The organism is Enterobacter cloacae complex sp. 2024EL-00227, from assembly GCF_043945315.1.
Classification (GTDB): domain Bacteria; phylum Pseudomonadota; class Gammaproteobacteria; order Enterobacterales; family Enterobacteriaceae; genus Enterobacter; species Enterobacter roggenkampii.
The window spans coordinates 44401-65704 of record NZ_JBIMQP010000015.1; the positions used below are offsets into that span (position 1 = coordinate 44401).

At 58.4% G+C, this 21304-nt stretch carries 19 protein-coding genes; 14 read left to right on the top strand and 5 right to left on the bottom strand.

Annotated features, from left to right (window positions below):
- The first annotated feature begins 59 nt into the window (after window positions 1-59).
- Together ACHH0Z_RS21015 and ACHH0Z_RS21020 are read left to right on the top strand one after the other, a co-directional pair.
- Window positions 60-698 carry a DUF1007 family protein gene (locus ACHH0Z_RS21015; protein ID WP_045406035.1) on the top strand — a complete coding sequence of 213 codons (639 nt, stop codon included), beginning with the start codon at window positions 60-62 and terminating at the stop codon, window positions 696-698.
- On the top strand, window positions 689-1669 hold the full coding sequence (locus tag ACHH0Z_RS21020) for a nickel/cobalt transporter (protein ID WP_045406036.1): 981 nt from the start codon (window positions 689-691) through the stop codon (window positions 1667-1669). The genes ACHH0Z_RS21015 and ACHH0Z_RS21020 overlap by 10 nt, the downstream gene beginning before the upstream one ends.
- Before the next feature lie 59 nt (window positions 1670-1728).
- Here the strand turns inward: ACHH0Z_RS21020 and suhB are convergent, their stop codons facing one another.
- The gene (suhB, locus tag ACHH0Z_RS21025; RefSeq protein ID WP_003860668.1) at window positions 1729-2532 is read right to left on the bottom strand and encodes an inositol-1-monophosphatase; all 804 of its coding nucleotides are present in this window, start codon (window positions 2530-2532) and stop codon (window positions 1729-1731) included.
- Window positions 2533-2663: 131 nt separating this feature from the next.
- On the opposite strand from suhB, the gene trmJ reads away from it, so the two are divergent.
- The 11 genes from trmJ to sseB all read left to right on the top strand — a co-directional run bounded on the left by trmJ (window position 2664) and on the right by sseB (window position 11414).
- A complete protein-coding gene (gene trmJ, locus ACHH0Z_RS21030; RefSeq protein ID WP_008502159.1) occupies window positions 2664-3389 on the top strand; it encodes a tRNA (cytosine(32)/uridine(32)-2'-O)-methyltransferase TrmJ in 726 nt (241 codons plus the stop codon).
- A gap of 231 nt (window positions 3390-3620) precedes the next feature.
- Window positions 3621-4112: a Fe-S cluster assembly transcriptional regulator IscR gene (gene iscR, locus ACHH0Z_RS21035; protein ID WP_008502158.1), complete on the top strand. Its 492-nt coding sequence runs from the start codon at window positions 3621-3623 to the stop codon at window positions 4110-4112.
- A 119-nt stretch (window positions 4113-4231) separates the two neighbouring features.
- Entirely contained in the window at window positions 4232-5446 is a 1215-nt protein-coding gene (gene iscS / locus ACHH0Z_RS21040; protein ID WP_003860663.1) for a cysteine desulfurase, read from the top strand.
- Window positions 5447-5470: 24 nt separating this feature from the next.
- Window positions 5471-5857: a Fe-S cluster assembly scaffold IscU gene (gene iscU, locus ACHH0Z_RS21045; RefSeq protein WP_003860661.1), complete on the top strand. Its 387-nt coding sequence runs from the start codon at window positions 5471-5473 to the stop codon at window positions 5855-5857.
- A gap of 13 nt (window positions 5858-5870) precedes the next feature.
- Complete coding sequence (iscA, locus tag ACHH0Z_RS21050) at window positions 5871-6194, top strand: iron-sulfur cluster assembly protein IscA (protein ID WP_008502156.1); 324 nt, start codon at window positions 5871-5873, stop codon at window positions 6192-6194.
- A gap of 80 nt (window positions 6195-6274) precedes the next feature.
- Window positions 6275-6790 (top strand): co-chaperone HscB, encoded by a 516-nt coding sequence (hscB, locus tag ACHH0Z_RS21055; protein WP_008502155.1) that lies wholly within the window; start codon window positions 6275-6277, stop codon window positions 6788-6790.
- A 14-nt stretch (window positions 6791-6804) separates the two neighbouring features.
- Window positions 6805-8655 (top strand): Fe-S protein assembly chaperone HscA, encoded by a 1851-nt coding sequence (hscA, locus tag ACHH0Z_RS21060; protein WP_045406037.1) that lies wholly within the window; start codon window positions 6805-6807, stop codon window positions 8653-8655.
- A 1-nt stretch (window position 8656) separates the two neighbouring features.
- On the top strand, window positions 8657-8992 hold the full coding sequence (gene fdx, locus ACHH0Z_RS21065; protein ID WP_003860652.1) for an ISC system 2Fe-2S type ferredoxin: 336 nt from the start codon (window positions 8657-8659) through the stop codon (window positions 8990-8992).
- A gap of 1 nt (window position 8993) precedes the next feature.
- A complete protein-coding gene (gene iscX, locus ACHH0Z_RS21070; RefSeq protein ID WP_003860650.1) occupies window positions 8994-9194 on the top strand; it encodes a Fe-S cluster assembly protein IscX in 201 nt (66 codons plus the stop codon).
- 60 nt (window positions 9195-9254) lie between these two features.
- Window positions 9255-10541: an aminopeptidase PepB gene (pepB, locus tag ACHH0Z_RS21075; RefSeq protein ID WP_032663032.1), complete on the top strand. Its 1287-nt coding sequence runs from the start codon at window positions 9255-9257 to the stop codon at window positions 10539-10541.
- Window positions 10542-10637: 96 nt separating this feature from the next.
- A complete protein-coding gene (sseB, locus tag ACHH0Z_RS21080) occupies window positions 10638-11414 on the top strand; it encodes an enhanced serine sensitivity protein SseB (protein WP_045406039.1) in 777 nt (258 codons plus the stop codon).
- 17 nt (window positions 11415-11431) lie between these two features.
- Here sseB and ACHH0Z_RS21085 read toward each other — a convergent pair whose 3' ends face one another.
- The 4 genes from ACHH0Z_RS21085 to ACHH0Z_RS21100 all read right to left on the bottom strand — a co-directional run bounded on the left by ACHH0Z_RS21085 (window position 11432) and on the right by ACHH0Z_RS21100 (window position 16062).
- Window positions 11432-12202: a MurR/RpiR family transcriptional regulator gene (locus tag ACHH0Z_RS21085; RefSeq protein WP_021241864.1), complete on the bottom strand. Its 771-nt coding sequence runs from the start codon at window positions 12200-12202 to the stop codon at window positions 11432-11434.
- A complete protein-coding gene (gene sseA / locus ACHH0Z_RS21090; protein WP_045406041.1) occupies window positions 12202-13047 on the bottom strand; it encodes a 3-mercaptopyruvate sulfurtransferase in 846 nt (281 codons plus the stop codon). The genes ACHH0Z_RS21085 and sseA overlap by 1 nt, the downstream gene beginning before the upstream one ends.
- A 90-nt stretch (window positions 13048-13137) precedes the next feature.
- Window positions 13138-14505: a 6-phospho-alpha-glucosidase gene (locus ACHH0Z_RS21095; RefSeq protein WP_045406043.1), complete on the bottom strand. Its 1368-nt coding sequence runs from the start codon at window positions 14503-14505 to the stop codon at window positions 13138-13140.
- Window positions 14506-14517: 12 nt separating this feature from the next.
- Window positions 14518-16062 carry a PTS transporter subunit EIIC gene (locus ACHH0Z_RS21100; RefSeq protein WP_045406045.1) on the bottom strand — a complete coding sequence of 515 codons (1545 nt, stop codon included), beginning with the start codon at window positions 16060-16062 and terminating at the stop codon, window positions 14518-14520.
- 288 nt (window positions 16063-16350) lie between these two features.
- Between ACHH0Z_RS21100 and ACHH0Z_RS21105 the strand changes: the two genes are divergently transcribed.
- Window positions 16351-21303, top strand: coding sequence for an alpha-2-macroglobulin (locus ACHH0Z_RS21105; RefSeq protein ID WP_045406047.1), 4953 nt, complete (start codon window positions 16351-16353; stop codon window positions 21301-21303).
- Window position 21304: the final 1 nt, after the last annotated feature.

Sequence of the window (21304 nt, forward strand, 5' to 3'; positions counted from 1 at the left end):
GCAGGCCTTTCACTCAGGATTGCTGGGGAACATCACAGAATTTTTGACGTGAGGAATTGATGCAGACAGTTAAACAAAATGCGATGGCGTTATTTTTGGCGGTTATCACCTTTACCGCCAGCGCGCATCCTCACAGTTTTATCAGCCTGAAAACCGAGCTGGTCACCGACGGCACGCAACTGAGCGGCCTGAAAATGCGCTGGACGATGGATGAAATCACCTCGGCGGATCTGCTTTATGATGCGGGCAACGCGAAGCCCGGCGACGACATCTGGAAAAAGCTGGCGGCGGAAGTGATGGCCAACGTGCTGGGTCAGCACTACTTCACCGAGTTCTGGCATAACGGACAAAAGGTGAAGTTCCTCAATCGCCCGACAGAATACGGCATGTCCCGCGACGGGCATCAGGCGGTGCTGACGTTCGTGCTTCCGCTGGCGCATCCTCAGCTGCTGGCGGGGCAAACGTACCGCTTTTCCACTTTTGACCCTACCTACTATGTCGACATGCGCTATGACAAAGACAGCGACGTACGGCTGCCGGACGCGCTGCAAAAAAGCTGCAAAATTGGCGTGCACACCCCGAAACCCAGCGAAGAGACGCTGAACTTTGCGATCTCGCTGGATAAAGCAGATGCCCCGCCTGAGGACATGGAGCTGGGTAAACAGTTCGCGCAGGAGGTGACGTTACAATGTCAGTGATCTCCTCTCCAGTTCGGAAGTCTCGCCGCTGGCTACACCTCTGGCCGCTGGCGCTCTTTTTGCTGTTCGCGGTTTGCGGGGCGCTGTGGCTGTGGCAGGCCTGGCCGCAGGTGATGATGAAAAGCATTATCTGGCAGCGTGAGGTCAACCAGCAGATGAGCGGACTGCTAAAGGCGGTGGCCGAGAACCCGGCCAAAGCGGGCGGCTCGCTGCTGGCGTTCAGTTTTGTCTATGGCGTTCTGCATGCGCTGGGGCCGGGGCACGGCAAAATCGTCATCACCACCTGGCTTGCCACCCATCCGTCGAAGCTGAAATCGAGCATCGGCCTGACGCTGGCCTCTTCGCTGCTTCAGGGCGGCGTGGCGATTGCGCTGGTCGTGGTGGTGCTTTCGCTGTTACAGCTTCCGGCGCGCAAGCTGCACATGAGCAGCTTCTGGCTGGAGAAGGGCAGCTATGCGCTGGTGGGCGTGCTGGGGCTGATCCTCTGCTGGCGGGCGCTGAAAAAACTGCGCGCGCTGCTGAAAAAGCCCACGTTCAAATCCTTTACGCCGCACCACGTTCATGATGAACACTGCGGCTGCGGTCATCAGCATCTGCCCACGCAGGAACAATTACAGAACGGCGACGACTGGCGCGCCCGGCTGATGATTATTCTCTCGATGGGGATGCGCCCGTGCTCGGGTGCCATTATGGTGCTGCTGTTCAGTAAGATAATAGGTGTCTTTGGCTGGGGAATGCTCTCGGCGCTGGCGATGGCGGCAGGAACCTCTCTCACCATTTCGTCTTTAGCGCTGCTGGTTCACAGCTTCCGTCAGCTGGCGGTCAAACTCAGCGGCAGTAAAACGCCGGTGCTGTGGCGACAGATAGGGTGGACAACGCTTGCGCTGGCGGGGGGAGTGATTCTGCTGGTGGCGGCGGTGACGATGTGGATGAGCGCGGTGCCGGTGGGAAGGGGATTGCGGCCTTTCTAGCGTACTGAGGGATTTTGTAGGCCCGGTAAGCGTAGCGCCACCGGGCTTAACAAACTGGATTAACGCTTCAGCGCATCGCTCAGTTCATCACGCATGTTGGCCAGCATGGCTTTAACAACGCGTGGGTTACCCGCAACAATGTTGCCGGTAGACATATAGTTATGGCCTCCGGTGAAGTCACACACAATGGCGCCTGCTTCACGCGCGATCAGTTCGCCCGCTGCAAAATCCCATGGCTTCAGTGAGAGTTCGAAGTAACCGTCAACGCGGCCGGTGGCAACGTAGGCCAGATCCAGCGCAGCAGAACCGGTGCGACGGAAGTCCGCGCATTCAGTGAACAGTTTGCCGAGGATATTCATATAGGTGGTCGCGTGCTGTTTCGCCTTGAACGGGAAACCGGTCGCCAGGATGGTGCCGTCCAGATCGCGTGCGTTGCTGCAGCGCAGACGGTAGCCGTTCAGCTGTGCGCCCTGACCGCGGGTCGCGGTGAACAGTTCGTTACGCATTGGATCGTACACAACGGCGACTTCAGTACGGCCTTTAATGCGTACGGCGATAGACACAGAGAAGTGTGGCAGGCGTTTGACGAAGTTGGTGGTGCCATCCAGTGGATCGATAACCCATTGAACATCCTGATCGGTACCTTCATGTTCACCGCTTTCTTCGGTGATGATGGTGTGCTGTGGGTAAGATTTGCGGATCGTTTCGATAATAATCGCTTCTGCGGCTTTATCGACGTTCGTCACGAAATCATTGCTGCCTTTCTGGCTGGTTTCTACGGAGTCTGGCGTTTCGTAGTGTTTGGCAATTACATTACCCGCCTTGCGCGCTGCGCGCACGGCGATGGTCAGCATCGGATGCATCGGTCTCTCTCACTGGATGTTAAAGAACAGGAAAATCGGCGCAGAGTATAGCAGCGGGATCGGATTATGTCTCCCGTTTATGATAATATGCCCGAATATTCTTCAGACACTGAATCCAGACATTAAAAATTATGCTGCAAAACATTCGAATCGTGCTGGTCGAAACATCGCACACCGGCAACATGGGCTCCGTTGCCCGCGCTATGAAAACCATGGGCTTAACGAACCTGTGGCTGGTTAACCCGCTGGTGAAGCCAGACTCGCAGGCCATCGCCCTGGCGGCCGGAGCCAGCGACGTGATCGGCAACGCCCAGATCGTCGATACCCTTGACGAAGCGCTGGCCGGCTGCAGCCTCGTTGTCGGTACCAGCGCGCGTTCGCGCACGCTGCCGTGGCCAATGCTCGATCCGCGTGAATGCGGCCTGAAAAGTGTCTCTGAGGCTGAACAAGCACCGGTTGCGCTGGTGTTCGGCCGCGAGCGCGTTGGCCTGACCAACGACGAGCTGCAGAAGTGTCATTATCACGTGGCGATTGCGGCAAACCCGGAGTACAGCTCGCTGAACCTGGCGATGGCGGTGCAGGTTATCGCCTATGAAGTGCGTATGGCGTGGCTGGCAACGCAGGAAAAAGAGGTTGAGCCTAAAGAAGAGACGGCTTACCCGCTGGTGGACGACCTTGAGCGTTTCTACGGTCACCTGGAGCAGACGCTGCTCTCGACCGGCTTTATCCGCGAAGGCCACCCGGGTCAGGTGATGAACAAGCTGCGCCGTCTGTTCACCCGCGCGCGTCCGGAAAGCCAGGAGCTGAACATCCTGCGCGGGATCCTGGCGTCGATTGAGCAGAAAAATAAAGAGTAGTGTCGTCTGTTCGCCGGGTGGCGCTTCGCTTACCCGGCCTACAAAACCGCAGGTCGGGTAAGCGAAGCGCCACCCGACAAAAAACGGCACAGAAGGTTAAATACCTGACTAAAACAGTCAAGTAAATAGTTGACCATTTTAGTCAGGAATGTCAGACTTGGCCCTGCTATGCAATACCCCATTTTACAATAAAAAACCCCGGGCAGGGGCGAGTTTGAGGTTAAGTAAGACATGAGACTGACATCTAAAGGGCGTTATGCCGTGACCGCGATGCTGGACGTTGCGCTCAACTCCGAAGCGGGCCCGGTTCCGTTGGCTGATATTTCTGAACGACAGGGGATCTCCCTCTCTTATCTGGAACAGCTGTTCTCCAGACTGCGTAAAAATGGACTGGTTTCCAGCGTTCGTGGCCCAGGCGGCGGTTATCTGCTGGGTAAAGACGCGGGCAGTATTGCAGTTGGCGAAGTGATCAGCGCCGTTGACGAATCCGTTGACGCGACCCGTTGTCAGGGTAAAGGCGGCTGCCAGGGCGGCGATAAATGCCTGACCCACGCGCTGTGGCGCGATCTGAGCGACCGTCTGACCGGCTTCCTGAACAACATCACCCTCGGTGAGCTGGTGAATAACCAGGAAGTTCTGGATGTTTCGGGGCGTCAGCACAGCCATGATTCCCAACGCAGCACCCGCGCGCAGGACGCTATCGACGTCAAATTACGCGCGTAATAAAACGATAAGTATTTCAGAATCAGGCCGGGGCGTAGACTCGCCCCGTGTACTCGGTCGTACATCCAGCCGGTTGCCTGATTCCTTGCATTGAAGCGATGTACGGAGTTTATAGAGCAATGAAATTACCGATTTATCTCGACTACTCCGCAACCACGCCGGTGGACCCGCGTGTTGCCGAGAAAATGATGCAGTGTCTGACCCTGGACGGAAACTTTGGTAACCCAGCTTCCCGTTCTCACCGTTTTGGCTGGCATGCTGAAGAGGCGGTTGATATCGCCCGTAATCAGATTGCTGACCTGGTAGGTGCCGACCCGCGTGAGATTGTTTTCACCTCCGGTGCGACCGAATCCGACAACCTGGCGATCAAAGGTGCAGCCAACTTTTATCAGAAAAAAGGCAAGCACATCATCACCAGCAAAACCGAACACAAAGCCGTGCTGGACACCTGCCGCCAGCTGGAGCGTGAAGGGTTCGAAGTCACCTATCTGGCGCCACAGAGCAACGGCATCATCGATCTGAAAGAGCTCGAAGCGGCCATGCGTGATGACACCATTCTGGTTTCCATCATGCACGTCAACAACGAAATCGGCGTGGTACAAGACATCGCGACCATTGGCGAAATGTGCCGCGCGCGCGGTATCATCTATCACGTTGATGCGACCCAGAGCGTGGGCAAACTGCCTATCGACCTGAGCCAGCTGAAAGTGGACCTGATGTCCTTCTCCGGCCACAAAATCTATGGCCCGAAAGGGATTGGCGCACTGTACGTTCGTCGTAAACCACGTATCCGCATCGAAGCACAGATGCACGGCGGCGGTCACGAGCGCGGCATGCGTTCCGGTACGCTGCCTGTTCACCAGATCGTGGGCATGGGCGAAGCCTACCGCATTGCAAAAGAAGAGATGGAAACCGAGATGGCACGCCTGCGCACGCTGCGTAACCGTCTGTGGGACGGCGTGAAAGATATGGAAGAAGTGTATCTGAACGGCGATCTCGAGCAGGGCGCACCGAACATCCTCAACGTCAGCTTCAACTATGTTGAAGGCGAGTCGTTGATCATGGCGCTGAAAGACCTGGCGGTTTCTTCCGGTTCTGCCTGTACGTCTGCAAGCCTTGAGCCATCCTACGTGCTGCGCGCGCTGGGTATGACTGACGAGCTGGCACACAGCTCTATCCGTTTCTCTTTAGGTCGTTTCACTACCGAAGAAGAGATTGACTACACCATCAAGCTGGTTCGCAACTCCATTGGCCGTCTGCGCGACCTTTCTCCACTGTGGGAAATGTTCAAACAGGGCGTGGATCTGAACAGCATTGAATGGTCACATCACTAATCGGTACATAAGGAGAATTCAATCATGGCATACAGCGAAAAAGTCATCGATCATTACGAAAACCCACGCAACGTTGGCTCTTTTGACAACAGCGACGAATCTGTTGGTAGCGGCATGGTCGGTGCGCCAGCGTGTGGCGACGTGATGAAGTTGCAGATTAAAGTCAACAATGAAGGTATCATTGAAGACGCGCGCTTCAAGACCTACGGCTGCGGTTCTGCTATCGCGTCCAGCTCCCTCGTCACCGAATGGGTGAAGGGCAAGTCTCTGGACGAAGCACAGGCAATCAAGAACACGGATATTGCTGAAGAACTCGAACTGCCACCGGTGAAAATTCACTGCTCAATTCTGGCAGAAGACGCGATCAAAGCCGCCATTGCGGATTACAAAAGCAAACGTGAAGCAAAATAATTGAGGTTTGAGTATGTCGATTACCCTTAGCGACAGCGCTGCCGCGCGAGTAAGCTCTTTTCTGGCGAACCGTGGTAAAGGCTTTGGCCTGCGACTGGGCGTACGTACCTCCGGCTGTTCTGGTATGGCTTACGTACTGGAGTTTGTTGACGAGCCGGCGTCTGACGACATCGTGTTTGAAGACAAGGGCGTGAAGGTGGTGGTCGATGGCAAAAGCCTGCAATTCCTCAACGGCACTCAGCTGGACTTCGTCAAAGAAGGCCTGAACGAAGGGTTCAAATTTACGAACCCGAACGTCAAAGACGAGTGTGGTTGCGGCGAAAGCTTCCACGTTTAACCGCGCGTCATCCGAAACCCCACCGTGGCGTTATCCGCTACGCGTGGGGTTTGTTCTAACAGGCTACCCCTGAGATTGTTATGGATTACTTCACTCTCTTCGGACTACCCGCTCAATACCCGATCGATCTTCAGGCGCTGACGATCCGTTTTCAGGATCTGCAGCGTCAGTACCATCCGGACAAATTCGCGAGCGGTACTCAGGCAGAGCAGCTGGCTGCGGTGTCGCAATCCGCGACGATCAACCAGGCCTGGCAGACGTTGCGCCATCCGCTGGCGCGCGCTGAGTATCTGCTCTCGCTCCACGGTTTTGATCTGGCGAGCGAACAGCACACCGTGCGCGACACGGCGTTTCTGATGGAGCAGCTGGAGCTGCGCGAAGAGCTGGATGAGATTGAACAGGCCAAAGACGAAGCGCGTCTGGAAAGCTTCATCACGCGCGTGAAGGGCATGTTCGATACCCGCCATCAGCAGATGGTGGAGCAACTGAACAACGAGACCTGGGACGTGGCGGCAGATACTGTGCGCAAACTCCGTTTTCTCGATAAACTGCGAAGCAGTGCTGAACAACTCGAAGAAAAGCTGCTCGATTTTTAATTTCGGAAGCAATTATGGCCTTATTACAAATTAGTGAGCCTGGCTTAAGTGCCGCACCACACCAGCGTCGTCTGGCGGTGGGTATCGATCTGGGCACCACCAATTCCCTCGTGGCGACCGTGCGCAGCGGCCAGGCGGAAACGCTGGCTGACGAGCAGGGCCGCCATCTGCTGCCTTCCGTGGTCCACTACCAGCAGCAGGGTCACGCGGTCGGCTATGACGCCCGCGCTAACGCCGCGCGCGATCCGGCAAACACCATCAGCTCCGTCAAGCGCATGATGGGCCGCTCGCTGGCCGATATTCAGACCCGCTACCCGCATCTGCCGTATCAGCTGCAGGCCAGTGAAAACGGCCTGCCGATGATTGCGACCGCGGCCGGTCTGCTGAACCCGATTCGTGTTTCTGCTGACATCCTCAAAGCGCTGGCGGAGCGTGCTACGGCGACGCTCGGCGGCGATCTGGACGGCGTGGTGATCACCGTTCCTGCCTACTTTGATGATGCACAGCGTCAGGGCACCAAAGACGCCGCGCGTCTGGCGGGCCTGCACGTGCTGCGTCTGCTGAACGAACCGACGGCGGCGGCGATTGCCTACGGCCTCGATTCCGGTCAGGAAGGGGTGATCGCGGTTTACGATCTCGGCGGCGGGACGTTTGATATCTCTATCCTGCGCCTGAGCCGCGGGGTATTTGAAGTGCTGGCGACCGGCGGGGATTCCGCGCTGGGCGGCGATGACTTCGACCATCTGCTGGCGGACTACATCCGCGAGCAGGCAGGCATCAGCGATCGCAGCGATGCGCGCGTACAGCGTGAACTGCTGGATGCGGCCATCGACGCCAAAATTGCCCTGAGCGATGCGCAGAGCGTCACCGTCAATGTTGCGGGCTGGCAGGGTGACATCACCCGCGACCAGTTTAACGAACTGATTGCCCCGCTGGTGAAACGCACCTTACTGGCCTGCCGTCGCGCATTGAAAGATGCCGGCGTTGAGGCGAACGAGGTGCTGGAAGTGGTCATGGTGGGCGGTTCGACCCGCGTGCCGCTGGTGCGCGAGCGCGTGGGCGAATTCTTTGGTCGCACGCCGCTGACCTCCATCGACCCGGACAAAGTGGTTGCCGTGGGCGCCGCGATCCAGGCCGATATTCTGGTTGGCAACAAGCCGGACAGCGAAATGCTGCTGCTGGACGTCATCCCGCTGTCGCTGGGTTTAGAAACCATGGGCGGCCTGGTGGAGAAAGTGATCCCGCGTAACACCACCATTCCGGTGGCGCGCGCGCAGGAGTTCACCACCTTTAAAGACGGCCAGACCGCGATGTCCATCCACGTGATGCAGGGCGAACGCGAGCTGGTGCAGGACTGCCGCTCTCTGGCGCGCTTTGCGCTGCGCGGAATTCCAGCGCTGCCGGCGGGCGGGGCGCATATTCGCGTCACCTTCCAGGTGGACGCGGACGGCCTGCTGAGCGTCACGGCGATGGAAAAATCCACCGGCGTGGAATCGTCCATTCAGGTGAAGCCGTCCTACGGCCTGACCGATGGCGAAATCGCCTCCATGATTCAGGACTCAATGAGCTACGCCGAGCAGGATGTGAAGGCGCGTATGCTGGCTGAACAAAAAGTTGAAGCCGCCCGCGTGCTGGAGAGCCTGAACGGCGCGCTCGCTGCCGATGCCGCGCTGTTAAGCGCCGCTGAGCGCCAGGTGATTGACGACGCTGCCGCGCGCTTAAGCGCTGTCGCAGTAGGCGATGACGCTGACGCAATAGAAGAAGCCATTAAAAACGTTGATAAACAAACCCAGGACTTCGCTGCTCGCCGCATGGACAAATCTGTCCGCGTCGCGCTGAAAGGCCAGTCCGTGGACGAGGTTTAATATGCCAAAGATTGTAATTTTGCCTCATGCGGACCTCTGTCCGGATGGTGCTGTTCTGGAAGCGAAGACCGGTGAAACCATTCTCGATGTTGCCCTGCGTGCAGGTATCGAAGTGGAACACGCCTGTGAAAAATCCTGTGCCTGCACCACCTGCCACTGCATCGTGCGTGAAGGTTTTGACTCTCTTGCCGAGAGCACCGAAGACGAAGACGACATGCTGGATAAAGCATGGGGTCTGGAGCCAGACAGCCGCTTAAGCTGCCAGGCCGCGGTGACCGATGAAGATCTGGTCGTGGAGTTCCCACGCTACACCATCAACCACGCACGCGAGCATTAATATGGGACTGAAGTGGACAGACAGCCGTGAAATCGGCGAAGCGCTCTACGACGCGAACCCGGATCTCGATCCGAAGACCGTACGATTCACCGATATGCATCAGTGGATCTGCGATTTAGAGGATTTCGACGACGATCCAAACGCATCCAATGAAAAAATTCTGGAGGCGATTCTGTTAGTCTGGTTAGATGAAGCAGAATAAATAACAAAACGGGCTGCCTTCAGGCGGCCCGTTTGCTAGTTGCTAATAAGGAAAAATAAAATGACCGAAGCGATGAAGATTACGCTCTCGAATCAGCCTGCCGACGCGCGCTGGGGCGAGAAAGCCACCTACAGCATTAATAACGACGGTATTACCCTGCACCTGACGGGCAATGATGATTTGGGCCTGATCCAGCGCGCCGCGCGTAAAATTGACGGTCTGGGCATTAAGCATGTCTCGCTGGAAGGCGAAGGGTGGGACACCGACCGCAGCTGGGCGTTCTGGGCGGGCTATAAAGGGCCGAAAGGCACCCGCAAAATTGAGTGGGCGAACCTCGACGAAGCCGGTCAGAAAGAGCTGGAAAGCCGCCTCAACATCATCGACTGGGTACGCGACACCATCAACGCCCCGGCGGAAGAGTTAGGCCCTGAGCAGCTGGCGCAGCGCGCCGTTGATCTCCTGTGCGGCGTGGCGGGCGACAAGATGTCCTATCGCATCACCAAGGGAGAAGACCTGCGCGAGCAGAACTACATGGGTATCCACACCGTGGGCCGCGGCTCCGAGCGTCCTCCGGTGCTGCTGGCGCTGGACTACAACCCAACCGGCGATAAAGACGCCCCTGTCTTTGCCTGCCTGGTAGGTAAAGGCATCACCTTCGACACCGGCGGCTACAGCCTGAAGCAGAGCGCGTTCATGGACTCCATGAAGTCCGACATGGGCGGCGCGGCCACCATCACCGGCGCGCTGGCGTTTGCCATCACCCGCGGTCTGAAAAAGCGCGTGAAGCTGTACCTGTGCTGCGCGGACAACATGGTCAGCGGTAACGCCTTCAAGCTGGGCGACATCATTCGCTACCGTAACGGCAAAAACGTTGAGGTGATGAACACTGACGCCGAAGGCCGTCTGGTGCTGGCCGATGGCCTGATCGACGCATCTGCCCAGAAGCCTGAGCTGATCATCGACATGGCGACTCTGACCGGTGCGGCGAAAACCGCGCTGGGTAACGACTACCACGCGCTGTTCAGCTTTGACGACAAGCTGGCCGCACGCCTGCTGGCGAGCGCCGCGGCGGAAAACGAACCGTTCTGGCGTCTGCCGCTGGCCGAGTTCCACCGTAGCCAGTTGCCGTCTAACTTTGCCGAGCTGAACAACACCGCCAGCGCGGCGTACCCGGCGGGGGCAAGCACCGCAGCAGGGTTCCTGTCTCACTTTGTTGAGAACTACCACGAGGGCTGGCTGCACATTGACTGCTCCGCGACGTACCGTAAAGCGGCGGTAGAGCAGTGGTCCGCGGGCGCGACCGGTCTGGGCGTGCGTACCGTGGCGAACCTGCTGACGGCTGAGTAATCTTTTTTGCCGGGTGGCGCTACGCTTACCCGGCCTACAAAACCCGTAGGCCCGTGCAAGCGTAGCGCCGCCGGGCAAGTGTGAAGTAGCCAAACTATGTCAGATACCAAAAACGAATTAGAAACCCTGCTGGAGCAGGCGGCGACCGAGCCCGCCCACCGTCCGGCCTTTTTCCGCACGCTGCTGGAATCCACCGTCTGGGTGCCGGGCACTGCGGCTGAAGGTGAACAGGTCGTAGAAGACAGCGCGCTGGATCTGCTGCACTGGGAGAAAGACGACGGCACGTCGGTGATCCCGTTCTTCACCTCGCTGGAAGCGCTGCAGAAAGCGGTAGAAGATGAACAGGCGTTCGTGGTGATGCCGGTGCGTACCCTGTTTGAAATGACGCTCGGCCAGACGCTGTTCCTGAACGCGAAGCTGCCGATCGGGAAAGAGTTTACGCCACGTGAAATCAGCCACCTGATTGGCGAAGAGGGCAACCCGCTCAGCACGCAGGAAGTGCTGGAAGGGGGCGAAACGCTGCTGCTCTCTGAAGTGGCCGAGCCACCCGCGCAGATGATTGATTCCCTGACGACGCTGTTCAAAACGCTCAAGCCCGTCAGGCGCGCGTTTCTCTGCTCCATTAAAGAGCGCGCGGACGAAAAGCCGGTGCTGCTGATCGGGATTGAAGCCGATGGCGATATCGACGACATCATTCAGGCGGCGGGAAGCGTGGCGACCGACACGCTGCCGGGTGATGAACCGATCGATATCTGTCAGGTGAAGAACGGTGAGAAGGGCATCAGCCACTTTATTACCGAGCACATCCCCCCGTTCTACGAGCGCCGCTGGGGCGGCTTCCTGCGCGATCTCAAAACTAACCGCATCATCTGATGACAGCGGGGTGAATGTCACCCCGTTGCTTCCAGCAGCAGTAAATCCATCAGCAGCACCAGATTCGACTCAAACGACGTCACCCCTGCGGCTTCGGCGGCGAAGTGTACCGCTTCGTCATAGAGCGCAAAATGCACGTCCGCCATCTCCGCCAGCGTGTTGGCCGAGGCGCGGGTAAACGCGACGATCGTCATGCCGACGTTTTTGGCTATCCGCGCTTTATCCAGCACCTGCTCCGTTTCGCCGCTGCGCGAGACGGCAATAAACACCTGATAGCGGGCGGCATTGCTGAGAAAAATGTTCCGGCTGTCGCCCGGTCCGGAGATAAACGCCGTTTTGCCCATTACCTGTAGCTTCTTGGTCAGGTACTCCGCAAACAGATAAGAAAACCCGGCCCCGTAGAGAAAGAAGCTCTCTTTCTGGCGCAGCAGGTCGGAAAACTGCTGGCGTTTGTCCTGGGTAACCCACTGAAAGGTGTGCTGATAGTTGGCGATAAACTGGTTAAACAGCACCGGGAGTTCAGGACGCGACTGCGCCTGAGCGGCAATATGCGGCGTGTCGGAGAGCAGCTGCTTGCAGTGCCAGATGAATTCGCTAAAGCCGCTGAACCCCAGCTTCTGGCACAGCCGCATGATGGTGGCGGTAGAAACGAACGTCGCCTGTGCCAGCTCGCGAACCGTGATATTGCCCACCAGCAGCGGATGCTCCGTCAGGTGGGCGAGAACGCGATACTCCGCGCGGGTCAATGACGCCCCGCGCGTTAACAGCGTGGCCAGGCGGTTATCCATTATTTCGCGGGTTCAACCGGCAGGTCGTCACGCGCGCCCCATTCACTCCAGGCACCGTCGTAGAGCGTGACGTCGCTTACGCCGAGCGTGGCGAGCGCCAGAATGACCACGCAGGCCGTTACGCCGGAACCGCAGCTGGCGATAATCGGACGATGCAAATCCACGCCCTGACGTTCAAAAATAGCGCGCAGCTCGTCGGTGGTTTTCAGCTCGCCCTCAAACACCAGGTCGCCCCACGGCACGTTCAGCGCGCCCGGAATATGTCCACGCTTCAGCCCCGGACGCGGTTCATCCGCTTCGGCATTAAAGCGCGGAGCAGGACGGGCATCGACGATTTGCGCCGTTTTTTCATGGCTCACGACCAGCACGTCGGTCAGGCGTTTTACCACGTGGGCGTCAAAGGTCGCATCGAATTCGCCTTCCGGCAGCGTGACGTCACCCTGCTGAAGCGGCAGCTCGTCACGTTTCCAGCCCGCGAGGCCGCCCGCCAGAATCGAGACTTTTTCCACGCCGAAGTTTTTCAGCATCCACCACGCGCGCGGCGCGGAAAAGAGGTTACCTTCATCATAGACAACGAGGTGTTTGTCTTTGCTGACGCCCAGCTCGCGCATCGCCACGGAAAACGCTTCCGGGCGCGGCAGCATGTGCGGCAGGGGAGAGGTATGATCGGAGAGGGCTTCGATATCAAAAAATACCGCGCCAGGCAGATGCCCTGCGCGGTATTCACCGGGCACGTCACGATGCTCTTGTCCCGGAGGGGCCATACGCGCGTCAATAATCTGGACTTCCGGATCGTCGCCGTGCTCAATCAGCCAGTCGGCGGCGACAAAATATGAGGTGGACATGGGTTGCCTCCATTCTTTTCCGTAAAAAAGGATTGTCGGTGTTTTTTCTGACACCGACAAGCAAACCACGTTCAACTCGCGAGCAAGCCCCTATTTTTTCACCGGTTCGCCGTCCTGCCAGGCTTTTTGCAGCGCTGGCCAGTAGTCGCGGTTGGCCTCAATCATCTCATCCAGAATCGCTTTTGCATGTTCCATGGTCGGCACGGTGCGGTTCAGGGTAAATGCCTGCAACGCTTTTTCATAGCTGCCTTCGATAGTCGCCTCCACCAGCAGCTGTTCAGACGCGAGCTGCTGTTGTAAAAGGGTCTGATGGAACAGCGGCACCTGGCCGACGCGAATCGGTTCCGGGCCTTCGGCGGTGATATAAGCGGGAACTTCCACCACCGCATCGTACGGCAGGTTGGTAATCGCCCCGCGGTTTTCCACCATCACCAGATGGCGGCTTCGCAGGTTGAACGCCAGCGAACAGGCGACGTCAACGATAAATTCACCGTGGACGCCCACGTGGAAGGCATCCGGTAAAATTCCGGTGCGTTGATATTCTTCGGCGGCGGCGAACAGCTTTTTCTCGCGCCCGTTCATCACTTCGTTGGCGCGGGTATAGTCCGGGTTCTGATGCGCCACAATCTGGTTCGGCATCAGGTAATACTGCAGATACGGGTTCGGCAGATACTCGGGGAAGTTGTCCATGATCGGCTTGATATTGCGCCAGGTTTTCACCCACGACGGATCCGAGTGCTGCGGGTCGGTTTTAGCCGCATCTTCCGTCAGCAGGCCAAACTTCGCGATATGCTTACGCAGCGCCGGGAGCTTGTCTTCGCCGTCCACCAGCACGCGGGTAAACCAGCCGAAGTGGTTCAGGCCGAAGTAGTCCACTTCCAGTTTATGACGATCAACGCCCAGAATGGCGCCCATATTGCGCATCGCGGCAACCGGCATATCGCAGATGTTCAGCACCCTTGCGTTCGGGCGCAGGCGGCGCACGCCTTCCGCGACGATCGCGGCAGGGTTGGAGTAATTCACGATCCAGGCTTTCTGGTGCGCGTAGCGATCGACCAGATCGATAAGCTCCACCATCGGCAGGATCGTGCGCAGGCCGTAAGCCAGCCCGCCGGGGCCGCAGGTTTCCTGGCCCACCACGCCGTGACGCAGCGGGATCTTCTCATCCTGCTCACGCATTTTGTACTGGCCGACGCGCATCTGGGCGAAGACAAAATGCGCGCCGCTAAAGGCCACTTCCGGGTCACTGGTGACGGTAAATGTGATGCTCTGACTGTGGTCGCGAATGACCTTCTCGACGACCGGCGCAATGGTGTTCTGACGCGCCTCGTCGATATCGTACAGGCGAATTTCGGCCAGCGGGAAATCCTGCAGGCGCACCATCAGGCTTTTCACAATGCCCGGCGTGTAGGTGCTGCCGCCGCCGGCAATCGACAGAATGAATGGGGGTGTTAACATCTTTAGCTCCTTTCAGAGAAACGTCTCAACGGCTTCTCGCATTTTTTTGACATGCAGCCCGTAGACCACCTGAACGTTGTTACCTTGTTTGATAATCCCTTTCGCGCCAGTCGCCTTCAGGCGCGGCTCGTCGATGATGGCGACGTCCTTCACCGTGACGCGCAAGCGGGTGTAGCAGTTGTCCACCACTTCAATGTTTTCCCGACCGCCCAGCCCCACCACGATGGACTCGCCCAGACCGTCGTTATTGCCCTTCGCCTGGTACTCCTGCTTGCTGTAGAGGCGCGTCTCCTGGTCCTCATCTTCGCGGCCCGGCGTTTTCATGTTGAAGCGCAGGATCAGGAAGCGGAACACCACGTAGTAGAGGGCGAACATGATCAGCCCGACCAGGATGTACATCGGCCAGTTGGACTTGGCCGTGCCGAGCGGCAGGTTGTAAAGGATGAAGTCGATAATCCCGTTGGCGCCGATGGCGTGAACGCCCAGCAGCGAGAACAGCATCATGCCGATGCCGGTCAGCACCGCGTGCACCACGAACAGCAGCGGGGCGACAAACAGGAAGGAGAACTCAATCGGCTCGGTCACACCGACCAGCAGCGAAGTCAGTGCCGCCGGGATCAGAATCGCTTTCGCCGCCGCTTTACGCTCTGGCCTGGCGGTCATATACATCGCCAGCGCCGCGGCAGGCAGGCCAAACATTTTGCTGATGCCGCGGGCGTCCCACACCACGGTGCTGCTGAGCTGCTTCACGTCCGGGCAGGCCATCTCGGCAAAGTAGATATTGCGCGCGCCCTGATAGGTTGCGCCGCATACCTCCTGCGTGCCGCCCAGCTCGGTATAGAGGAACGGCGTATAAACCAGATGGTGCAGGCCGGTGGGGACCAGAATGCGTTCCAGGAAACCGTAGATGGCTACGCCAAACGGCCCGGAACCTTTGATGGCCAGCGCCAGGGCGCTGATGCCGTGCTGGGCAAAGGGCCACAGTTCGCTCATCACCACGCCGAGCAGCATGGAGACAGGCAGCATCACAATGGCGACAAAACAGTGGCCGGAGTAAATCGCCATCGCGCCGTTAAACTGTACGCCGGAGTATTTGTTGTACAGATAGCCGGAAAGCGCTCCGGTCAGTATCCCGGCAAAGACCCCCATCTCCAGCACCTGCACGCCCAGTACCATCGTCTGTCCGGCCGCTTTCATCTGCGCCGCTGGCGCCAGCGCGCCCTGCAGCTGCAGCGTGACGTTCATGGCGTTGATGAATACGACAAAGGTGACCAGGCCAATCAGCGCGGCATAGCCTTTATCGCGCGTTGCCAGGCCAATCGGAATACCGACGGCAAACACCAGCGCCAGGTTAACCAGCACCGACACGGCAGATTTTGCGATCAACTGACCAAGATGCTGAATCAGCGGATGACCGAGAAACGGCAGGTACTCGGCGAGATTACCGTTACCCAGCACGTTACCAAAGGCGATAAACAGACCGACGATCGGTAAGATAAGCACCGGTCCGTACAATGATTTTCCGAAATTTTGTAGGGCGTTCACGGCTCGTTTCATGGCTTTCTCTCTTTTTGAACCGCGCACTCGGGGTGCGTCATGGTCATAAAACTAGCAGTCTTCAGATGTGTTTATCCAGCTATCCTCTTGTTTTAAAAACAAATGACGTGAAAGGTAACATGTGACGTTTAGGGCTGTGATCGCGGTTCCATCACGGCGTAGCGGCGTGATGCCATTCTGCGAGGCGCTTTCCAGATTCTAAAATTGGACTTTTTGAATTAATGAAACTTGCGGATAATACTTATCCGGACGACGACCAACAGGCCCCCTCTGGGCCAGGGACAAAGGATGAAACCGTTTCGCTTAGCCGCGCTCTCTCTTGCGCTGCTTACCACGTTTACGCTTGTCGGCTGTGATAACAGCGACGATAAACCTCAGGCTGCGGCTCCCGCGGCATCCACCGCATCCACACCAAAAGCCGCGGAAAAGCCAAATGCTGAAACGCTGGCTAAGCTAGCCGCCCAGAGTCAGGGAAAAGCGCTGACCCTGCTGGATGCCTCTGAAGTTCAGCTCGACGGTGCCGCCACGCTGGTGGTGACATTCTCGGTTCCGCTGAATCCCGATCAGGATTTCGCGAAAACCGTGCATGTCGTGGACAAAAAAAGCGGCAAAGTTGACGGGGCGTGGGAACTTGCGCCTAACCTGAAAGAGCTTCGCCTGCGCCATCTGGAGCCCAACCGCAACCTGGTCGTCACCGTTGAACGGGGCCTGCAGGCGCTGAACAAGGCGACGTTCGGCATTGATTATGAAAAAGCCCTCACCACCCGGGACGTCGAGCCTACCGTCGGGTTTGCCAGCCGCGGCTCGCTGCTGCCGGGCAAGGTGGTGGAAGGGTTGCCGGTGATGGCGCTTAACGTCAACAACGTGGACGTCAATTTCTACCGCGTGAAGCCGGAATCGCTGGCCTCTTTTGTCAGCCAGTGGGAATACCGCAACTCCCTCACCAACTGGGAATCCGACAACCTGCTAAAGATGGCGGAGCTGGTTTACACCGGTCGCTTCGATCTTAATCCGGCGCGCAACACGCGCGAAAAATTGTTGTTGCCCCTGAAGGATATTAAACCGCTCCAGCAGTCTGGCGTTTACATCGCGGTCATGAACCAGGCCGGGCACTATAACTACAGCAACGCCGCGACGCTCTTTACCTTAAGCGATATTGGCCTGTCCGCTCACCGTTATCATAATCGCCTGGACATCTTCACCCAGAGTCTGGAGAACGGTGCGGCGCAGTCCGGGGTTACCGTTACCCTGCTGAATGACAAAGGGCAGACCCTTGCCGAAGCGAAAAGCGACGGCGATGGCCACGCAAAGCTTGAGACCGACAAAGAGGCTGCCCTGATTCTGGCCAGTAAAGACGGCCAGACCACGCTGCTTGACCTCAAGCTGCCGGCCCTCGACCTGGCGGAGTTTGATATCGCCGGGAGTCCGGGCTACAGCAAGCAGTTCTTCATGTTTGGCCCACGCGATCTCTATCGCCCGGGTGAAACGGTGATCCTCAACGGCCTGCTGCGCGACAGTGACGGTAAGCCGCTTCCCGATCAGCCCGTGAAGCTTGACGTGCTGCGCCCTGACGGTCAGGTGGCTCGCTCGATCGTTGTTCAGCCTGAAAACGGTCTCTACCGATTCAACTACCCGCTGGACAGCGGGGCGCAGACCGGCATGTGGCATATTCGCGCCAACACGGGCGATAACCTGCAGCGCCTGTGGGACTTCCACGTCGAAGACTTCATGCCAGAGCGCATGGCGCTCAACCTGAGTGGACAAAAAACGCCGGTTTCACCGCAGGATAACGTCGACTTTAACGTGGTCGGCTATTACCTGTATGGCGCACCGGCCAACGGTAACTCTCTGCAGGGCCAGCTCTTCCTGCGTCCGCTGCGTGACGCGGTGGCCGCGCTGCCGGGCTTCCAGTTTGGTGATATCGCCGAAGATAACCTGAGCCGCAGCCTGGATGAAGTTCAGCTTACGCTGGACGAGCAGGGGCGTGGGCAGGTTTCTACCGAAAGCCAGTGGAAAGACGTGCACTCTCCGCTGCAGCTGATCCTGCAGGCCAGCCTGCTGGAATCAGGTGGTCGTCCGGTGACGCGTCGCGCTGAGCAGGCTATCTGGCCGGCGGCTGAGCTGCCGGGTATTCGCCCTCAGTTCGCCAGTAAAGCCGTTTACGACTACCGCACCGATACGACCGTCAACCAGCCGATTGTTGATGAGAACGGCAACGCCAGCTTCGACATCGTTTATGCCGATGCCAGCGGAGCCAAAAAGGCCGTTTCCGGATTACAGGTACGACTGATTCGCGAGCGTCGTGACTACTTCTGGAACTGGTCTGAGAGCGAAGGCTGGCAGTCTCAGTTCGATCAGAAAGACCTGGTCGAAGGCGAGCAGGCGCTGACGCTTAAGGCCGATGAAACGGGTAAAGTTACCTTCCCGGTAGAGTGGGGCTCTTATCGTCTGGAGGTGAAAGCGCCTGATGATATGGTGAGCAGCGTGCGCTTCTGGGCAGGCTACAGCTGGCAGGATAACAGCGACGGCACCGGAGCCGCGCGCCCTGACCGCGTGACGCTGAAACTGGATAAGCCAGCTTATCAGCCAGGCGACACCATCCAATTGCACATCGCCGCGCCGGCCGCAGGCAAGGGCTATGCGATGATCGAATCCAGCGAAGGGCCGCTGTGGTGGAAAGAGATCGACGTGCCGGCAAACGGTCTCGATCTCTCCATTCCGGTGGATAAAGCCTGGAAACGTCACGATCTTTACCTCAGCACGCTGGTGGTGCGTCCGGGCGATAAATCCAAATCCGCCACGCCGAAACGCGCGGTCGGTCTGCTGCATCTGCCGATGGGCGATGAAAATCGCCGTCTGAATATTGCGCTCGATAACCCGCAGAAAATGCGTCCAAATCAGACGCTCTCGGTGAAGGTGAAAGCCAGCGTGAAAGAGGGAGCCGTGCCGCAGAAGGTGAACGTGCTGGTCTCGGCGGTGGACAGCGGCGTGCTGAACATTACCGATTACGTCACGCCGGATCCGTGGCAGGCTTTCTTTGGCCAGAAGCGTTACGGTGCGGATATCTACGATATATACGGCCAGGTCATTGAAGGGCAGGGCCGTCTGGCCGCGCTGCGCTTCGGTGGCGATGGGGATGAACTGAAGCGCGGCGGCAAACCGCCGGTGAACCACGTCACCATCATTGCCCAGCAGGCACAGCCGGTTAAGCTGGATGCCAACGGGGAAGGCACGATTACGCTGCCGATTGGTGATTTCAACGGCGAACTGCGTCTGATGGCGCAGGCCTGGACGGAAGACGATTTCGGCAGCAGCGAAAGCAAGGTTGTGGTGGCCGCACCGGTTATTACCGAGCTCAACACGCCGCGCTTCCTGTCAAGTGGAGACACCTCACGCCTGACGCTGGATCTCACCAACCTGACCGACCAGCCGCAAACGCTGAACGTTGCCCTGACCGCGACAGGCAAACTGTCGCTGGAAGGTGGACAGCCGCAGCCGGTTCAGCTGCCTCCGGGGGCGCGGACCACCCTGTTTATTCCGGTGCGTGCGCTGGAGGGGGATGGTGACGGAGAGGTAACAGCACAGGTTACCGGCCTGCAGCTTCCGGGCGAGACCTTTGCACCACAGCAGAAGAGCTGGAAAATCGGCGTGCGTCCGGCATTCCCGGCACAGACGGTGAATACCGGTGCCATGCTCAACCCTGGCGAATCCTGGACCGCACCGGCGCAGCACAGTAACGGTTTCTCTCCTGCCACCCTGCAGGGGCAACTGCTGCTGAGCGGCAAACCACCGCTCAACCTGGCGCGCTATATTCGCGAACTGCAGGCCTATCCGTATGGCTGCCTGGAGCAGACCACCAGCGGCCTGTTCCCGTCGCTCTACACCAACGCGGCGCAGCTGACGGCGCTTGGTATCAAAGGTGATACGGACGATAAACGCCGTGCCGCCATTGATATCGGTATTTCCCGTCTGCTGCAGATGCAGCGTGAAGACGGTGGGTTCGCGCTGTGGGATAAAAACGGTCCGGAAGAGTACTGGCTGACGGCCTACGTGACCGACCTCCTGGTGCGGGCGGGCGAGCAGGGCTATAGCGTGCCTGCCGATGCGGTGAATAACGCCAATAGCCGTCTGCTGCGCTACCTGCAGGACCCGGGCATGATGTCCATTCGCTATAGCGATGATACTCAGGCCAGTAAATTCGCCGTTCAGGCCTATGCCGCGCTGGTGCTGGCTCGTCAGCAAAAAGCGCCGCTGGGCGCGCTGCGTGAAATCTGGGATCGTCACGCTCAGGCGGCGTCCGGCCTGCCGCTGATGCAGCTGGGCATGGCGCTCAGGCTGATGGGCGATGCCCCGCGCAGCCAGCAGGCGCTGGATCTGGCGCTCAAAACGCCGCGCAACGACAGCAAAACCTGGATGGCCGATTACGGCAGCCAGCTTCGCGATGACGCGCTGATGCTCTCCCTGCTGGAGGAGTACAAACTGCTGCCGGATGCGCAAAATACGCTGCTGAATGCCCTGTCTGAACAGGCCTTCAGCCAGCGCTGGTTGTCCACTCAGGAGAGCAACGCGCTGTTCCTGGCCGGACGTTCGCTGCAAACTCTGTCCGGTGCATGGCAGGCGAAAACCTCCCTGTCAGATTCCGCATCAGGTGGCGATAAAGCGCAGGTACAAAACGTGAGCGGCGACCAGCTTGGCGCGCTGCAGGTAACCAATACCGGAACGACACCGCTCTGGGTACGTTTGGACAGCACCGGCTATCCGGAATATGCCCCTCAGCCGAGCACGAACGTGTTGCAGGTCGAACGTCATATCCTGGCAACCGACGGCAGTACGAAATCACTCTCTTCGCTGAAGAGCGGCGAGTTGGTGCTGGTGTGGCTGGAAGTTAAAGCCAGCCAGAACGTGCCGGACGCGCTGGTGGTAGATCTCCTGCCTGCGGGGCTGGAGCTGGAAAACCAGAACCTGGCAAGCAGCAGCGCCAGCCTGCAGGACAGCGGCAGTGAGGTGCAGAACCTGCTCAGCCAGATGCAGCAGGCGGACATTCAGCATATGGAGTTCCGTGACGATCGCTTTGTGGCGGCCGTGCCGGTAAATGAAGGTCAGCCGGTCACGCTGGTTTATCTGGCGCGCGCCGTGACGCCGGGAACCTACCAGGTCCCGGTGCCGATGGTCGAGTCTATGTATGTGCCGCAGTGGCGGGCAACGGGTGCGGCCAGCGGCCCGCTGATTGTTGTTCCGTAAT

Excerpts from the sequence above, each read along its gene's own strand:
- suhB (WP_003860668.1), bottom strand. The coding sequence starts at position 2,532 with ATGCATCCGATGCTGACCATCGCCGTGCGCGCAGCGCGCAAGGCGGGT.
- sseA (WP_045406041.1), bottom strand. The coding sequence starts at position 13,047 with ATGTCCACCTCATATTTTGTCGCCGCCGACTGGCTGATTGAGCACGGC.
- ACHH0Z_RS21105 (WP_045406047.1), top strand. The coding sequence starts at position 16,351 with ATGAAACCGTTTCGCTTAGCCGCGCTCTCTCTTGCGCTGCTTACCACG.
- iscX (WP_003860650.1), top strand. The coding sequence starts at position 8,994 with ATGGGACTGAAGTGGACAGACAGCCGTGAAATCGGCGAAGCGCTCTAC.
- ACHH0Z_RS21020 (WP_045406036.1), top strand. The coding sequence starts at position 689 with ATGTCAGTGATCTCCTCTCCAGTTCGGAAGTCTCGCCGCTGGCTACAC.
- iscU (WP_003860661.1), top strand. The coding sequence starts at position 5,471 with ATGGCATACAGCGAAAAAGTCATCGATCATTACGAAAACCCACGCAAC.
- ACHH0Z_RS21015 (WP_045406035.1), top strand. The coding sequence starts at position 60 with ATGCAGACAGTTAAACAAAATGCGATGGCGTTATTTTTGGCGGTTATC.
- iscA (WP_008502156.1), top strand. The coding sequence starts at position 5,871 with ATGTCGATTACCCTTAGCGACAGCGCTGCCGCGCGAGTAAGCTCTTTT.
- sseB (WP_045406039.1), top strand. The coding sequence starts at position 10,638 with ATGTCAGATACCAAAAACGAATTAGAAACCCTGCTGGAGCAGGCGGCG.
- ACHH0Z_RS21095 (WP_045406043.1), bottom strand. The coding sequence starts at position 14,505 with ATGTTAACACCCCCATTCATTCTGTCGATTGCCGGCGGCGGCAGCACC.
- hscA (WP_045406037.1), top strand. The coding sequence starts at position 6,805 with ATGGCCTTATTACAAATTAGTGAGCCTGGCTTAAGTGCCGCACCACAC.
- iscS (WP_003860663.1), top strand. The coding sequence starts at position 4,232 with ATGAAATTACCGATTTATCTCGACTACTCCGCAACCACGCCGGTGGAC.
- ACHH0Z_RS21100 (WP_045406045.1), bottom strand. The coding sequence starts at position 16,062 with ATGAAACGAGCCGTGAACGCCCTACAAAATTTCGGAAAATCATTGTAC.
- trmJ (WP_008502159.1), top strand. The coding sequence starts at position 2,664 with ATGCTGCAAAACATTCGAATCGTGCTGGTCGAAACATCGCACACCGGC.
- hscB (WP_008502155.1), top strand. The coding sequence starts at position 6,275 with ATGGATTACTTCACTCTCTTCGGACTACCCGCTCAATACCCGATCGAT.
- ACHH0Z_RS21085 (WP_021241864.1), bottom strand. The coding sequence starts at position 12,202 with ATGGATAACCGCCTGGCCACGCTGTTAACGCGCGGGGCGTCATTGACC.
- pepB (WP_032663032.1), top strand. The coding sequence starts at position 9,255 with ATGACCGAAGCGATGAAGATTACGCTCTCGAATCAGCCTGCCGACGCG.
- fdx (WP_003860652.1), top strand. The coding sequence starts at position 8,657 with ATGCCAAAGATTGTAATTTTGCCTCATGCGGACCTCTGTCCGGATGGT.
- iscR (WP_008502158.1), top strand. The coding sequence starts at position 3,621 with ATGAGACTGACATCTAAAGGGCGTTATGCCGTGACCGCGATGCTGGAC.